Origin of the sequence: Pyxidicoccus trucidator (genome assembly GCF_010894435.1) — a bacterium.
Classification (GTDB): Bacteria; Myxococcota; Myxococcia; order Myxococcales; family Myxococcaceae; genus Myxococcus; species Myxococcus trucidator.
Map to the genome: position 1 here is coordinate 336096 of NZ_JAAIXZ010000011.1, position 15259 is coordinate 351354.

14 protein-coding genes are annotated in these 15259 nt (G+C 71.2%); 12 read left to right on the forward strand and 2 right to left on the reverse strand.

The features are described from left to right. The first annotated feature begins 336 nt into the window (after nucleotides 1-336). The 4 genes from G4D85_RS29415 to G4D85_RS29430 all read left to right on the forward strand — a co-directional run bounded on the left by G4D85_RS29415 (nucleotide 337) and on the right by G4D85_RS29430 (nucleotide 4396). The gene (locus G4D85_RS29415; RefSeq protein WP_164017330.1) at nucleotides 337-2208 is read left to right on the forward strand and encodes a lamin tail domain-containing protein; all 1872 of its coding nucleotides are present in this window, start codon (nucleotides 337-339) and stop codon (nucleotides 2206-2208) included. A 93-nt stretch (nucleotides 2209-2301) separates the two neighbouring features. Beyond that, on the forward strand, nucleotides 2302-3123 hold the full coding sequence (locus G4D85_RS29420) for a glycerophosphodiester phosphodiesterase family protein (protein ID WP_164017331.1): 822 nt from the start codon (nucleotides 2302-2304) through the stop codon (nucleotides 3121-3123). Between the two features lie 10 nt (nucleotides 3124-3133). After that, nucleotides 3134-3868 carry a deoxynucleoside kinase gene (locus G4D85_RS29425; protein ID WP_164017332.1) on the forward strand — a complete coding sequence of 245 codons (735 nt, stop codon included), beginning with the start codon at nucleotides 3134-3136 and terminating at the stop codon, nucleotides 3866-3868. Nucleotides 3869-3877: 9 nt separating this feature from the next. Further along, entirely contained in the window at nucleotides 3878-4396 is a 519-nt protein-coding gene (locus tag G4D85_RS29430) for an acyl-CoA thioesterase (protein ID WP_164017333.1), read from the forward strand. 96 nt (nucleotides 4397-4492) lie between these two features. On the opposite strand, the gene G4D85_RS29435 is transcribed toward G4D85_RS29430, so the two are convergent. After that, on the reverse strand, nucleotides 4493-4885 hold the full coding sequence (locus tag G4D85_RS29435; protein WP_164017334.1) for a HesB/IscA family protein: 393 nt from the start codon (nucleotides 4883-4885) through the stop codon (nucleotides 4493-4495). A 128-nt stretch (nucleotides 4886-5013) separates the two neighbouring features. Here G4D85_RS29435 and moeB point away from each other — a divergent pair, with 128 nt between their 5' ends. Then, on the forward strand, nucleotides 5014-6180 hold the full coding sequence (gene moeB, locus G4D85_RS29440) for a molybdopterin-synthase adenylyltransferase MoeB (RefSeq protein ID WP_164017335.1): 1167 nt from the start codon (nucleotides 5014-5016) through the stop codon (nucleotides 6178-6180). A gap of 8 nt (nucleotides 6181-6188) precedes the next feature. Then, nucleotides 6189-6521: a rhodanese-like domain-containing protein gene (locus G4D85_RS29445; RefSeq protein WP_164017336.1), complete on the forward strand. Its 333-nt coding sequence runs from the start codon at nucleotides 6189-6191 to the stop codon at nucleotides 6519-6521. 10 nt (nucleotides 6522-6531) lie between these two features. Here G4D85_RS29445 and G4D85_RS29450 read toward each other — a convergent pair whose 3' ends face one another. Beyond that, the gene (locus G4D85_RS29450; protein WP_164017337.1) at nucleotides 6532-8820 is read right to left on the reverse strand and encodes a serine/threonine protein kinase; all 2289 of its coding nucleotides are present in this window, start codon (nucleotides 8818-8820) and stop codon (nucleotides 6532-6534) included. A 193-nt stretch (nucleotides 8821-9013) separates the two neighbouring features. Between G4D85_RS29450 and G4D85_RS29455 the strand changes: the two genes are divergently transcribed. The 6 genes from G4D85_RS29455 (at nucleotide 9014) to G4D85_RS29480 (ending at nucleotide 15240) form a co-directional block, all read left to right on the forward strand. Beyond that, nucleotides 9014-9766, forward strand: a complete 753-nt coding sequence (locus tag G4D85_RS29455) for a superantigen-like protein SSL4 (RefSeq protein ID WP_205525765.1) — start codon at nucleotides 9014-9016, stop codon at nucleotides 9764-9766. A 262-nt stretch (nucleotides 9767-10028) separates the two neighbouring features. After that, complete coding sequence (locus tag G4D85_RS29460; RefSeq protein WP_420821730.1) at nucleotides 10029-11285, forward strand: hypothetical protein; 1257 nt, start codon at nucleotides 10029-10031, stop codon at nucleotides 11283-11285. 17 nt (nucleotides 11286-11302) lie between these two features. Next, nucleotides 11303-12016 (forward strand): VTC domain-containing protein, encoded by a 714-nt coding sequence (locus G4D85_RS29465; protein WP_164017339.1) that lies wholly within the window; start codon nucleotides 11303-11305, stop codon nucleotides 12014-12016. A gap of 6 nt (nucleotides 12017-12022) precedes the next feature. After that, entirely contained in the window at nucleotides 12023-13729 is a 1707-nt protein-coding gene (gene tmk, locus G4D85_RS29470) for a dTMP kinase (protein WP_164017340.1), read from the forward strand. Nucleotides 13730-13735: 6 nt separating this feature from the next. Next, nucleotides 13736-14437 carry a DUF4956 domain-containing protein gene (locus G4D85_RS29475; RefSeq protein WP_164017341.1) on the forward strand — a complete coding sequence of 234 codons (702 nt, stop codon included), beginning with the start codon at nucleotides 13736-13738 and terminating at the stop codon, nucleotides 14435-14437. After that, nucleotides 14434-15240, forward strand: a complete 807-nt coding sequence (locus G4D85_RS29480) for a hypothetical protein (RefSeq protein WP_164017342.1) — start codon at nucleotides 14434-14436, stop codon at nucleotides 15238-15240. Before G4D85_RS29475 ends, G4D85_RS29480 begins: the two co-directional genes overlap by 4 nt. Nucleotides 15241-15259: the final 19 nt, after the last annotated feature.

A 15259-nucleotide genomic window follows, 5' to 3' on the forward strand; every position in this document is an offset into this window, starting at 1 on the left:
AGCTTACCCACAATCACAGGGTTGGGGGAGCCAGGGAACCTACCTGCTTCGGTAGGTACCGGACAGGACCGGGCAAACCAGAAAACGAGCCACCACTCCCAGTGCTGGCGGGTGGCGACGGATCATCAGAAGAAGCAGCGCCACAAGGAAGCCTCCGGGACAGAACGGACGCAGCCCCAACCCGCAAGCCCGCCTCTTCCCGAAAAACGGGCTGTCCCGAGAGGGAAATCACGGGCTTGTGACGACTCCATGCCCAACAGTCCCGCTATTGGACGCCCCCCGGGGCGGCGGTGTAAGAGCGGGGCCAACTACAAAGCATCCTGGAGGCATGACCCAATGATGATTCGCAATGGGCGGTTGGTGCTGGTGGCTGGTCTCACCGCGCTCGCCGCGATGGCCTGCTCTGACCGTGACGACAACTCGTGTGAGACCAATGTCGACTGCGCCACCGGTCAGGTCTGCACGGCGAATGTCTGCGTATCCCCGACCCCGCCCGATGCCGGGACGGGCACGGACGCCGGGACGGACGCGGGCACGGATGCCGGGACGTCGACGACGGACATCCCCGCGGACCTGAGCAGCCCCGAGAACACGCAGATCCGGGCCTTCCTCGCGGCGACCGCCCCCACCAACGGCAACGCGGCCCCGGTGAGCCCGCCGCTGCCCATCACCAACGTGTACGTCACCTACATCGCGCCCGCGGTCGGCTCCACGCCGGCAGGCTTCTACGTGCAGGCGACCGCGCCGGGCCCCTCCTTCCTCGTGAAGCTGGACGCCGCCGCCCAGACGCCCGCGCTCGCGGTGGGGGACATGATCTCCTTCAACGTGACGGAGAAGACCCTCTTCAACGGCCTCAACCAGGCGAGCGCCATCACCGGCCTCACCCGCGCGAGCCAGGGTGCTCCCGTGCAGAGCCTGGTGACCGCCACCCCCCCGGGCCTCACCGCGGACATCAGCAGCCGCGCGGACGTGAGGAGCCCCGCGGCGCTCGCGGCCTACGAGTCGGACCTCGTGCAGGTGCGCGGCACGGTGACGGGCCCCGCCACCGCCTCGGGCAGCAGCTTCACCACCTTCACCTTCAGCACCGCGGGCGCGCCCACGCCTTCGAGCAGCTTCATCCTGCGCATGCCCAACACCGTGGTGTCGGCCTCGGGCATCAACCAGCAGTGCAACTTCACCGCGGTGGCCGTGCCCTACGGCCGCTTCGGCACCACGGCGCAGATCTCCCCGTTCCGCGCCAGCGACCTCATCGTGGCCTGCCCCGTCATCGTGACGGGCGTGCGCTCGCTGGGCGCGACCACGGCCGAAGTGCTCTTCAACGTGAGCGTGGACGCGGCCACCGTGGCGGCCGCTGACTTCACCATCACCCCGGAGCTCGCCGTCAGTGCGGTGGAAGTCACGGACAACAAGGTGAAGCTCACCACCGCGGCCCAGACAGAGGGCACCCGCTACACCGTGACGGCGGCGGGCCTGAGCGGCACCAACGGGGCTCCCGTGAGCACCACCGCCGCGACCGCCAGCTTCTGGGGCGCCGGCGACGCGCCGCCCACCGGCCTGATCATCAACGAGGTGGAGTCGGACAACGTCGCGGCCACGGCCGGCGCCGTGGATGACAAGGAGTTCATCGAGCTCATCAACAACTCCGACGCCCCCGTGCACGTGGGCAACATGGTGGTGGTGCTCGTCAACGCGAGCCCCAACGGCAACCCGCCCACCGCGCCCGCCACCAGCCGCCAGGAGTACCGCCGCTTCGAGCTGACCTCGGTGACGGATGGAACCACCGCCACCGACACGCTCGCCCCGGGCGCGGTGCTCGTGCTCGGCCCCGCCACCGTGACGAACGCGCTGCCCGCGGGCACCCTGCGCGTCACCATCACCAACCCGCTCACGGACATCATCCAGAACGGCGCGGACGACTCGGTCGGCCTGCTCTACTACCCCACCGGCGTGCTGACCGACGCGCTCTGGTACGAGGCCTCCAAGGATGCCGCCGCCCCCACCGCCTTCACCGGGACCATCGCGACGGGCGCGGGTGACAGGGAGCTCTCCTTCGCCGAGGGCGCCCCGACCGAGCTCTTCGAGAGCAACGCCAGCGACGTGTCCTTCCAGCGCAAGGTGAACCCCGACGTGGCCGGCACGGTGCTGGACACGAACGACAACAAGGCCGACTTCGAAATCTCGCTGCCCACCCCGGGCGTCAAGCGCTAGTCGCGGACGCCGCCTGAAGTACCGGGCCGCAGCCTCCCACCGGGGGCTGCGGCCTTCGTCTTTTCCGGCCCCCGCTGCCGCTACAATGGCCGCATGTCCCCTCCCCTCCCCCCCTTCCTCCGGGGCCTGCGGCCCACGCTGCACATCTCCCACCGCGGTGGCGCGGCGCTGGCCCCGGAGAACACGCTGGACGCCTTCCGCCAGGCGGTGGAGCGCTACCGCACCGACATGCTGGAGCTGGACGTCCACCTCACCCGCGACGGCGAGGTGGTGGTGGCCCATGACGACACCCTGGAGCGCTGCACCGACGCCACCGGGCCGCTGGCCGCCCTCACCCTGGCGGAGCTGCGCCGTGTGGACGCGGGCTTCGGCTTCAGCCCGGACGAAGGGCGCACCTTCCCCTTCCGTGGCCAGGGCGCACGCATTCCCACCCTGCGCGAGGTGCTGCGCGCCTTTCCCGGCCTGCGCCTCAACGTGGAGCTGAAGCCGGACGTGCCCGGCATCGAAGAGGCCTTCGCGCAGCTCCTGAAGGAGGAAGACGCCCTGGAGCGGGTGTGCATGGGCAGCGAGCAGGACACCGTGGGGGAGCGGCTGGCCGCGCGGCTCCCGGACGCGTGCCACTTCTACCCGCGTGACGCGCTGGCCGCCTTCGTCATCGCCCTGCGCGGCGGGGACACGCCCCCCGAGGATCTGCGCTTCACCGTCCTCGACATGCCCCTGTACTTCGGGGAAATCCGGCTGGTGGATCCGTCCTTCCTCCGCGAGTGCGCCGCCCGGGGCAAGTGGGTCAACGTCTGGACGGTGGACGACCCGGCGGAGATGCAGCGGCTGCTACAGGAAGGAGTGGGCGGCATCATGACGGACCGGCCGGACCTGCTGAGGCAGCAAATGGACGCCTCCGCGAAGCCGGGTTAAGCCCAGTTCCATGCCCCGCACCACCTCGCGCTCGCGCCCGTCCGCTGCACCGGCCGCCCCCGCTGGGGACGAGGAGGCCCCGGCCTCCCGCCTCAAGAACACGGTCCGCGTAAAGGTGCCCAAGAGCCGGCGCTTCGTGGCGCTGGCGGGCAACATCGGCGCGGGCAAGACGACGGCCGCGAAGATGATCAGCCAGAGCTTCGGCTACCAGCTCTTCGACGAGCCCGTCATCGACAACCGCTTCCTGCGTGACTACTACGCGGACATGTCGCGCTGGTCCTTCACGCTCCAGCTCGAGTTCCTCATCCGGCGCGTGGAGCACCACGAGCTCATCCACTCGTACAAGCGCAGCTGCGTGCAGGACCGCACGCTGTACGAGGACCCGGAAATCTTCGCCAAGTACCTCCACGGCCTGGGGAACATGACCGACGCGGAGCTGGACCTGTACTACGAGTACTTCCAGCGCCTGTCGCGCCACATCATCCGCCCCGACAAGGTCATCTGCTTCGAGGTGGGTAGCGTGGACGTGCTCCTCCAGCGCATCCGCACCCGCGGCCGCGAGGAGGAGAAGGGCATCCGCCACCAGTTCCTGCGCGGGCTCAACGGCTACTACGCGAGCTTTCCCCAGGTGCTGCAGGAGAAGTACGGCGTGGAGTGCCTCGTCCTGGACGTCTCCACCCAGGACATCCGGCGCGGCAAGGGACGCGACGAGTTCCTCGACCGCGTCTCCAGCTTCCTGGCCTGAAGGTGTGAGATGCCAGATTTGACGCCCAAGAACGCCAAGGACACGGAGGTGGTGATGACGCAGCTCATCCTCCCTCCGGATGCCAACAACCTGAACGCCGCCTTCGGCGGGAAGGTGATGCAGTGGATAGACATCTGCGGCGCGGTGGCGGCGCAGCGCCACTGCCGTCAGGTCGTCGTCACCGCCTCCATGGATGACCTGCACTTCCACGCGCCCATCAAGGTGGGCTGGGTGGCCCTGCTGCACGGCAGGGTGCTGGCCGCCTTCCGCACGTCCATGGAGGTGGGAGTCACGGTGCACGCGGAGAACCCGCTCACCGGGGAGCGCTTCCTCACCACCAGCGCGCTCATGACGTTCGTGGCCATCGACAAGGACGGGGGCCGGGTGCAGGTGCCTCCGCTGCTGATGGAGACGGACGCCGAGCGCGAGGCCTTCCGCGAGGCCGAGTCCCGCCGCGCCCAGCGCCTGGCGCGCCAGAAGGAGAACCAGACCTGGCTGAAGGTGATGAAGCCGCTCGCCGGCGCCTGAGCGGGTGCCCGCAACGACGAAGGCCGGGGAGGCACCCTGCCCCACCCGGCCCGACGTCCCTTCAAGGACGGGCGCCGCTGGAAACCGCGCCGTCGCTCAGGTGGTGAACGAGGTGCCGCAGCCGCAGGAGGACTTCGCGTTCGGGTTGTTGAACTTGAAGCCCGCGCCGGTGATGGCGGAGACGTAATCAATCTCCGTGCCCGCGAGGTACTGGCTGCTCATCGCGTCGGTGGCAATCTTCACGCCGTCCTGCTCCCAGACGAGGTCGCCGGCCTTGGACTCCTTGACCAGGTTCAAGTCGTAGCCCAGGCCGCTGCAGCCGGCGGGGACGACGCGGATGGAGAAGAAGTAGCCCTCGAAGCCCTGGGCCTTGGTGACGGCCTTCACCTGGTTGATGGCCGCCTCCGTCAGCCGCACGGCCTCGCCGGGGGTGGCCTGGGGGGCCGGCGCGGTGCCGGGAGCGGAAGTCGTCGTGGGGGTGCTGTCCATGTCGGTTGCTCTCCTATGCCGTGCGTTATAACGCCCGGGCCGCGAAAATCCATGGGCCCGGCTGGCCGACCGCCCATAGGCCCACATCCGGACGGACGGCCCGGGGGCGGCGGGTTATACCCGGCGTCATGGCTCCCACCTTCCAAGAGCTGCTGGCCGGAGTGAAGCAGGAGATTCGCGAGGTCTCCGTCGACGAGGTGAAGCGGCTGCTGGACGCCCGCGCCCCCGTGAAGCTCGTGGACGTGCGGGAGGCCGACGAGTACGCGGGCGGCCGCCTGCCCGGCGCCCTGCACATCCCCCGGGGCTACCTGGAGCTGCGGATTGAGGACAGGGCCCGGCGCGACGAGGAGCTGGTGGTCTACTGCGCGGGCGGCACCCGCTCCGCGCTGGCCGCGAAGACGCTGAAGGAGCTGGGCTACACGCGCGTGGCCTCGCTGGCAGGCGGCTACAACCGCTGGAGCGACACGGCCCTCCCGGTGGAGAAGCCCTTCGTCCTCACCGCCGAGCAGAAGGAGCGCTACCGGCGCCACCTCATCCTCCCCGAGGTGGGCGAGGAGGGGCAGGCGAAGCTGCTCCAGGCCCGGGTGCTGCTGCTGGGCGCGGGCGGGCTGGGCTCTCCCGCGGCGCTGTACCTCGCCGCGGCCGGCGTGGGCACGCTGGGCATCGTCGACTCGGACGTGGTGGACCTGAGCAACCTCCAGCGCCAGGTCCTCCACACCCGCGAGTTCCAGGGCCAGCCCAAGGTGGTCAGCGCCCGCGCCGCCATCGAAGCCCTCAACCCCGACGTGAAGGTGGTGCCCTTCCAGGAGCGGCTCACCTCGCACAACGTCCTGCGCGTGCTGGAGGGCTTCGACCTGGTGCTGGACGGCGGGGACAACTTCCCCACCCGCTACCTCCTCAATGACGCGTGCGTCATGCGGGGCAAGCCCAACATCCACGGCTCCGTCTTCCGCTTCGAGGGACAGGTGACGTCCTTCGTCCCCGGCCAGGGCCCCTGCTACCGCTGCCTCTACCCCGCCCCGCCGCCGCCGGAGCTGGCCCCGTCCTGCGCGGAGGCCGGGGTGCTGGGCGTGCTGCCCGGCCTCATCGGCCTGCTCCAGGCCAACGAGGCCCTCAAGCTCATCCTCGGCCGGGGCGAGCCGCTCACCGGCCGGCTGCTCACCTTCGACGCGCTGGGCACGCGCTTCCAGGAGCTGAAGCTGCGCAAGGACCCGACCTGCCCGGTGTGCGCGCCGGGCGCGAAGGTGGAGCTCATCGACTACGAGGCGTTCTGCTCCGCCCCCACCGCCGCCTGAGGCCTGTGATGCCGATTCCCGAAATCTCCCCCACCCGCCTCGCCGAGCTGCTCGCTGGCCCCGCCGAGTCCCGCCCCGCCCTGCTGGACGTGCGCTTCCCGGACGAGCACGCCTGGGTGGCGCTCCCGGACTCGGTGCTCATCCCCCTGCCGGAGTTGGACGAGCGCGCCGACGAGCTGGAGGCCCTGCGAGGCCGGCCCGTGGTCGTCTACTGCCACCACGGCGTGCGCAGCCTGGACGGCGCGGCGTACCTGCTCTCGAGGGGACTGGACGCCGTGTCGCTCAAGGGCGGCATCGACCTGTACTCGCGGCAGGTGGACCCCACCCTGCCCCTCTACTGAGAGGCCCGCGCTAGCCCACGAAGGCGCTGAGGTCCTGCGTGTCCTTGTTGATGACGCCGGGCTTGATGTCGACCTCGAAGAGGAAGGGCTCCTTCAGCGGGCCGCCGTTGAGCTCCAGCTTGTGGCGGCCCTCCATCAGCTCCATCTTCAGGCCCTTGCTCCCCGAGTAGGTCCCCACGTCCTGGCCGTTGCGCCGCACGGTGATGCCGCGCAGCCCTTCGGGCTTCAGCGTCAGCTGGAGGTGGCCACTTCGGAACTCGTAGGGGATGACCTTGACCTGGCCGGGCTCTCCGTACGCGAGGCTCTCGCTGTCCTCCTTGTAGATGCCCCGCTGCTCGTTCTCCAGGATGAGCGTGTCCTGGAGGTGCGCGCCCGACACCATCGTCATCGGCGAGGAGCCCAGCTCCGTCACGGGCTGGGCGCTGCCGCACCGCTCGGTGTGGCGGACGGACACCTTCACCCGCTCATTGGTGTTGATGGTGAGCATCACACCCTGCCCATCCGCCGCCCGGCCGTTGAGCACCGCGAGGATGGGCTTGTGGAAGATGCCAATCACCGCGAGCAGGCCCACGATGAAGCCCACCGTGGCCACGTTGCGCGTGGCGATGGCCCGGCGCGCGCGCTGGGACGACGCTTCGATGGCGCGGTCCACCGCCTCGTCGTCGTCCCGGCGCATCGCCGGAGCGGAGACCGAGGAGCGGCGCGGCGGCGGCGGCGGGTCGGGCATCTCCGCGCGGCTGTCCACGCGGCTGGAGGTGCGCCGACGCGGCGGCTCCGAGGCAGGCTGCACCGAGGACTGCATGCCGGTGCGGCGGCGCGGCGGCGGGGCGGGCTCCGGAGGCGGCGGGAGCATGGTGCGCTCGTCGTCCTCCTCCTCGTCCACGGCCGGCAGGTTGGCGCGCGAGCGGGACGGTGGCGGCGGCGGCTCCGAGTCCGGCAGCGCCGGGGCGCGCGTGTTGGAGCGGCGCGGCAGGGGTACCTCACCCGTGGGCGTGCGGCTCAGGTCCGAGCGGGAGTTGGTGCGCGCCACCTGCGTGGCATTGGGGTTGGACGGCCGGCGCACCGCGTCCGACGTGCGGCGCCGGGCGGGCATCTCGTCCGTGCCGGAGGGGGCATCCCACTCGTTCGGGTCCTCCTCCACCACGGGCGCGGCCACCGAGGCGGCGCGGCGCGGGGGCGCGGAGGGGCGCGCGGCCGAGGCGCGCGGGCGCTCGCCGCGGTTCGAGGGCTCGCCCGGGGGCGCCTCCCAGCTCATGTCCGCCGCGGCGGAGGACCGGCTGCGGCCCTTCTCCTGGGGCGGAGGCGGCGGCTGGGGCGTGCCGGAGTTGTTGGACTCCTCGCCCATCAGGACGACCTGGCCCTGGGCCTTCTCCTCGGCCAGCCGGTCCGCGAAGAGCGTCTCCATCAGCTCGGAGATCTGCACCGAGCCGGCCACCCAGCGCTGGCCGACGAGGATTTCCTCCAGCGCCACCTGGAACTGGCGCGCGTCGCGGTAGCGGTCGTCCGCGTTCTTGGCGATGGCCCGCATCACCACCGGGTCCATCTCCTCGGGTACGTCCGCCACCTGCGAGGGCGCGGCGATGGCGCACTCCATGGCGGCCTGCAGCGTCGCCAGCTCGGAGTCCCGCTTGAGGGGCCTCACGCCGGTGAGCAATTCGTAGAGCACCAGGCCGATGGCGAAGATGTCCGCGCGCCCGTCCAGCGGCTTGCCGGAGGCCTGCTCCGGGGCCATGTACGCGAACTTGCCCTTGATGGCGCCCGACTTCGTCAGCGACGCCTGGTCGGCGGCCTTGGCGATGCCGAAGTCCACCAGCTTCACCGAGCCGTCGAAGCTGATGAGGATGTTCTGCGGGGAGATGTCGCGGTGCACCACGCGCAGCGGCCGGCCAGCGTCGTCCGTGCGGCTGTGGGCGTAGTGCAGGCCCTCGCAGGCGGCGGCGACGATGCGGATGGCCAGTGGCCGGGCCACCCACTGCCCGGAGCCCGCCGCCTTGCGCATGACCCGGCCCAGGTCCTCGCCATGGATGAACTCCATGGCGATGTAGTAGGTGCCGTTGGCCTCGCCGAACTCGTAGACCTGGGCGATGTTCGGGTGGTTGAAGCGCGCGGCAATCAGCGCCTCGTTCCGGAACATCTCCACGAACTCACGGTCCTCCGCGAGGTGCGGAAGGATGCGCTTGACGACGAGGTTCTTCTGGAACCCCTCGATGCCCATCTGGCGCGCAAGCCACACCTCGGCCATGCCGCCCGTGGCGAGCTTCTTCAGAAGCTGATATTTCCCGAATGATTGAGGGTTCATCCCGGGACTCTGGCCGCAGGGAGCAGCTCAGGTGGAATGCGTCAGGGCACGGCATCTTAGAGGACAGACCGCTCCGAGGCAAAGGAGGGGTACGAGGTTTTCCGGGTGGGCACTGGTTGCCTGCCTGCTGGTGGCCAGTAGCGCGACCGCCGCCCCCTCTATCGATCAGATCCGCGTGGAGCGCCGGGGCGACATGCTCGAGCTCCGCTGGTCGGACGCGGAGGAGCGCCTCCAGGGCACCATCCACCCCGCCTTCCCCCGGGAGGGCCAGCCCCTCACCGTGTCGCTCCATGTGGGGAACTTCCAGGGCGCCGAGTTCGACGGCCCCCTCACCCTGACCTTCCACCAGGTTGGCGCCCCCGCCCTGGTGACGCGGACCCTGACGCGGCAGGGGGTCAATTGGCACACCGAGCTCACCCCGGATGCCTCCGGCCTCTGGGAGCTGGAGGTGCGCTACCGCCACACGCATCTGAAGGTGCTGACCGCGCAGCTCTCCGTGGCGGATCAACCCCTGCCGCGCGGCCTGGGCTGGGGGCTGATCACCGTCGCGGCCGGCACGGCGCTGGTGCTCGGCATGCGCGGCGTGCTGCGCCGCATCCGGGCCCAGGCCTCGGAGTCGGGCCCGGCGGCTGGCACGGCCGGATCCGCGCCGCCTGTCACGAGCGCCACCGCGAGCTCCACGCCGGAAGCGTCCACCGCCACCCCTCCCCCGCCGCTCGCGTCGGAGACGCCTCCCTCCCCCGGCACCGCGCCGCTGGCTTCGGCCGGATCGCCCGCGTCCCCGCTGGCGCCCGAGACTCCGTCCGAGCCCGCCGCCGCGACGACGCCGGCAGCACCGTCCGAAGCGCCCGCCGCGACGACGCCGGCAGCACCGTCCGAAGCGCCCGCCGCGTCGGGCTCCGACGCGGCGTCCGAGCCTCCGGCGGATCCGTCCTCCACCCGGTAAGTCCTTCCAACCGGCGGACATTCGTACAGGCCCGCCTGCCTGGAGAGTGGAACTCTCTTTCCCTCTCGTGGCCCGGTGACGACCTCGTGACGGGCGTTTTCGGCCTCACGGGCGCGATTTCCGTCCAACACCCGACGTCCTCCCGACGGGCACCGGTGTTGCACAGAGGCCCTCCGACTGCGGCGGGGAGGCGAGGGACATGGGCGGGTGGGGGTTCGATGAACGGGCGAGGCGGGGCCTTCTCGCCGCGGTCCTTCTGGGCATGCCGGCGCTCGCGAGCGCTGGAACTCCGGCCCCGGAGGTAGAGGCCTCCAGCACGGAGGCGGCGGAGGACACGCTCTCGGGTGGGGTGGTGGATGGCGTGGAGGGGCTCGAGGGCGATGTGCCGGCCAGCGCGGCCGCGGAGGGGCCCACGGGCGACGACTCGGACGAGGTGATGGAGGGGGCGCTGGCGGAAGCAATCCCAGCGAAGGGCGTGTCCGAGGAGCAGCTGTCGCCCGTGGGCCCGGTGCCGGGTAAGTCGGCGCCCGCGGCGGAGCAGCCGGGCAAGAAGAAGAAGAAGGTGAAGCCGGGTGAGGCCCAGGACGACTCGCTGGGTGAGAACCCCGACGCGGTGGACGACACGGCCGCGGAGGACCGGCAGGCCCTGCGCGTCGTCGGCCGGGTGTACGCGAGGGCTCGCGCGGACGAGCGCCAGAAGTACGCGCGCTCGCTGAGCATCCCCTCCGCCCGCGTGGGCGTGAGCACGTCGCTGTCCAACCTCGAGGCGGAGGTGACGGCGGACCTGGCGGATGACTCGGTTCTGAAGGACGCCTTCGTGCGGCTCGCGGACGACGCGAAGCGCTTCCGTATCTACGGCGGCCAGTTCAAGTCGCCCTTTCTCCAGCGCTCGCTGGAGTCCTCGTGGGATTTGCCCATGCAGGGCCGCGGGCTGGTGGAGGACTACCTCACCGAGGTGCACCAGCTCGGCGGCCGCAGGCTGGGGCTGATGGGCGAGGTGCGGCTGAAGGACGTCTGGGGCCTCAAGCTGTCCGCTGGCGTGTTCGAGGGCGGCAAGGACGAGGCGGGAGTCCGCATGAAGGAGGACGCCTCCGCGCGGCTGAGCCTGCGTCCTTTCAAGGCCCTCACCGTGGGCGTGAGCACCTACGTGGCGGAGGCGATGGACATGGCGCGCAAGCACGCGGTGGCCGGCGACGTGGGGCTTCGGCTGGGCGGGCTGGCGCTGACCGGCGAGGCCGTCACCGGCCGGCTGCCGCTGGGCCCCTTCACCGCGCAGCTGCTGCTGGCGCACTACACGCTGCCCGTGGGCAGTGAAGAGTGGGCAATCCAGCCGATGGCGGGCGTCGAGGCGCTCCAGCTTCGCGGGGACGTGGAGGGCAAGGGCCACGCGATGGTGGGCGGCCTCAATGTCCTGCTGGGAGACCGCTTCAAGGCGCAGTTCCAGGCGGAGCGCGCGCTGCGTCCCGGGGACGAGGCCGCCGCGCTCGAGTACTCGCTGCAGCTCGCCACCCGTTTCTGAGCACGGAGAGGAAGACCATGCTCTCGTTCGCCGAGGGGGAAGTCACCAAGCTCCGGCGTGAGTTCAAGCTGGTGCTGGAAGAGGAAGCGACGCAGGCCCTGTGCGGGCTGCTGTCGCAGGAGCTGGGGGGGCACCTGCCTCCGCCCACGCGCATCGTCTCTGTCTATTTCGACCGGCCGGGCTGTCCGCTGGCGTCGCGCGCGCTGCGCACGCCGGATGACTGCCTGAAGGTCCGGACCAAGGAGTACTCGCCGGACCTGGGTGCCGGCGGCGTGCAGCGGGTGGTGGTGGAGGTGAAGCGCGAGCGGCGGGGCCTGACGCAGAAGCGGCGGGTGTGGGTGCCGCGCGCGGACCTGGGCCGGGTGCTGCGCGGCGGCGCGGGCCTGCTGCCGCTCATCGCCGGGGGCAGCCTCATCCCGGTGCTGGCCGTCACCTACAAGCGGCACGTGTACCAGGCCACGCAGTCGTGGCGGGTGACGGTGGACCGGGACATCGCCTACCACGCGATTACGCCGGAGCTGGCGATGTCGCAGCTGGCGCTGACGGCGGAGCGGCTGGGGCCGCCCCAGTGGATGGACCACCGCGTCGTGGTGGAAGTGAAGCATCTCGGGCACGTGCTGCCCGAGTGGCTGGCGTCGCTCAATCCGGGCGGAGCGCCGGCATACAGCAAGTTCGCGGAAGGGATGGCGAGGGTGCACGCCTTCGTCACGGATGGGGTCGCAGGGGGATAGGGCACCGTGTTCATCGACTTCGAGGGGATTGACGGCAGTGGCAAGACAACGCTCTCCAACCTGCTGGCCGCGCGGCTCAAGCGGCTCGGCTACCGGGTGGCGCATGCGCGAGAGGGGGGCGAGCTGCAGGCGCCCGCGGCGCGGCGCGTCCGGGAGCTGACGCGTGACTCACGGCTGCTGGAGATGTCTCCACGCACCGAGTTCTTCCTCAACCTGGCGCGTGACGCGCAGCAGTTGGACGAAGTGGTGGCTCCCGCGCTGCGGCGGGGCGAGGTGTGCATCACCGACCGCTACCTGTACTCGCAGCTGGCGCTGAGCGGCGGCGGGCGCGGGCTGCCCATGTCGGAGCTGCTGCCGGCGTGCGAGCTGGCCTCGCAGGGGCTGTGGCCGGACCTGGTGGTCCTGGTGGACGTGGACCCGGACCTGGCGCGCTGGCGCAAGCGCCTGGGCAAGCTGCAGAGCGCCCGGGTCAGCGACGGCGACAGCCGCAAGGGGCTGGCCGGAGCGGGGCTGGCGGTGCGGGTGCGGGAGTCCTTCCTGGAGATGGCGCGCAAGGATCCGCAGCGCTGGCTCATCCTGGAGAACAACGACGTGCCGCTGCGCGTGCTGGAGCAGCGGCTGGTGGACGCGGTGGTGGCGCGGCTGGAGGGGCGTGAGGTGCCGGTGCAGCGCATCGTCCCCGCGCCGGCCGCCCTGCCCTCCGGAGCGACGACGGTGGAGAACGCGGAGGAGCGCTTCTTCCAGGCGCTCGACTCGGTGGAGGTGCGCGAGCCCGCGCTGGCGGCGTGGATGGTGGGCGGCCTGCCCGGGCCTTCCGCGCACCAGCGGCGCCTGGCGTACATGGAGCGCTTCCCGGCCCTCACCGCGCGCGGCCTGGGCGGGCTGGACGACGACGCGGCGTGGACGCTGCGCGACGTGCTGGCGCCGGTGGCGCCCGCGGAGGTGGCCACCAGCCTGGGCGGCCTGACGGGCCCGCGGGCGATGATGCTGCGCGAGCGCCTGTACGCGCAGGCCCCGGTGGAGGTGCTGGCGGGCCTCAAGGGTGACAGCTCGCCCCAGGCGTGGGCGCTGCGCGAGCGCGGCATGCGGGATGGCCGGCTGGCGGACGTGCTGTCCGGGCTGGCCGGCGTGGACGGTGACGAGTCCTGGGTTGTGCGCGAGGCGGGCATGCAGCGCAAGCTGTACGCGGACGTGGCGCGCAGCCTGGGCGGGCTCACCACGGGGCGCGCGGACGCGCTGCGCGAGGTGCTGCTCGCGCATGACCGGCTGGCGGTGCTGCGCAGCACCACCGGGGTGTCCACTCCGGTGGCCCGAGGCCTGCGCGAGGCGCTGGCGGGCAAGGCGCTGAAGCTGGTGCTGCGCTCGCTCACCGGCCTCACCACCGAGGAGGCCTGGGCGCTGCGCGAGAAGGGCGCGCCGCTGACGAAGGAGGCGCTGGACTCGGTGGACGGGCTGGATGACTCGCGTGCATGGCAGCTGCGCGTGGCGCACCTGGGCCGCTGGCCGTCCACCGTGGTGTCGTCGCTGAAGGGACTGCCGCTGGGGCCACACGCCCGGACGCTCATCGACCGCGTGCTCGAGGAGAACCCGGGCCGGCTGCCGGTGCTGCGCAACGCGTACGCCGTCATCGCCACGGCGCGGTACGCCGTCACGCACACCCGCGCGCCCCGCCCGGAGGCGGAGGTCTCCCCGCAGCTGGCGCTCCAGGGATAGGCATACATGGACCCCTTCTCGACGATTCTCCAAAGCGCGAAGTCGGAGCTGGGCTCGGTGCCCGTCGCCGCCATGCTTCCCCGGATGCTGGCGGCGGCCCTCATCGGCGCGGTGCTGTCGCTGCGGCCCTGGCGGCTGCTGATGAAGCGCTCGCTGCCGAAGGCCGAGATGATTCAGACGCAGGTGCTGCTGTGCGCCGCGGCGGCGGTCATCACCGCCGTCATCGGCGACAGCGTGGCCAAGGCCTTCGGCCTCGTGGGCCTGGGCGGCTTCGTGCGCTTCCGCTCCGGGCTGAAGGACCCGCGCGACGCGGCCATCCTCTTCCTCATGATTGGCCTGGGCATGGCGTGTGGCCACGGGGCACTGGGATTGGCGGGCATGGGCACGCTCTTCGTGGCCGCGCTGCTGTGGGTGCTGGACCTGTTCAACCGCGAGGAGAAGAGCGCGCCCAAGCAGCGGATGCTGGTGTCCGCGCAGGCGGATGACCTGGTGGGCGCCGAGGCCACGCTGCGGCAGGCGCTGCGGGAGCGGAACGTGCTGGTGAAGAGCTGCGCGCTCGACTTCGACGGTCGGCGCGTGGAGCTGGAAGTGGAGGAGCCGGAGCCAGGCTCCCTGGCGGCGGCGCTGGGCCGGACGGAGGGGGCACCCCTGCGGGGGCTGCGGTGGACAGCGGTGAGCCCCAAAGGGGCACGGGAGGACATGGTATGACGCGCAGTTGGGTGGCCGCGCTCGCGGCGGGTTGGGTGCTGGTGGCGTGTGGTGGGGGTGGCAGTCTGCCGCCGGGGGATGGACAGCAGTCGCCCATCGGCAATCCGGACGGGAGCATCGACCTGCCGGGCGACGCCGTGGACCCGGACGACCAGAACCCCGACGACCAGGACACCGGGGATGAGACCTCGCTGTGGCCGATGACGACGGGCTCCAGGTGGGTCTACGACATCAAGGACCCCGTCCATGGCGAGTTCCAGAAGACGGTGACGGTGCTGGGTCCCCGCGAGGTGCCGGAGACGCAGGGGAAGATGACGGCGGTGCTGATGCACAGCCGGCAGGACCGCTCCCTGAGCGGCGTGGTCTACGAGGAGTATTCGTGGCAGCTCGAGCTGACCAACGGCCTGGTGGTGCGGCTGCGCGAGGAGGACCACAAGGACGGTGACCGGGTGCGCACCACGACCTGGTCCCCCGCCACCGTGAAGTCCATGGCCCGCGTGCCGGAGACGCTGCCCTGGAGCTACCAGAGCGCGGTGCTGGAGCAGACGGTGCTGGGTGACGGGACGAAGGAGGACTCGGACCCCACCTACAACTGGCGCGTGGTGGAGAAGGGCCTGACGCTCCAGACGAAGGCGGGCACCTTCACCGACGTCATCAAGGTCCAGCGCGACAAGCTCAACGACGCGGGCGAGGTGAAGCAGGACAAGGTCCGCATCTACTGGCTCGCGCCCGGCGTGGGGAAGATTCGCGAGGAGGGCGAGCGGATTGAAGAGCTGTCCTCGTATGACGTGAAGAAGAAGTAGCGCCTGTCCGGGGAGGCGG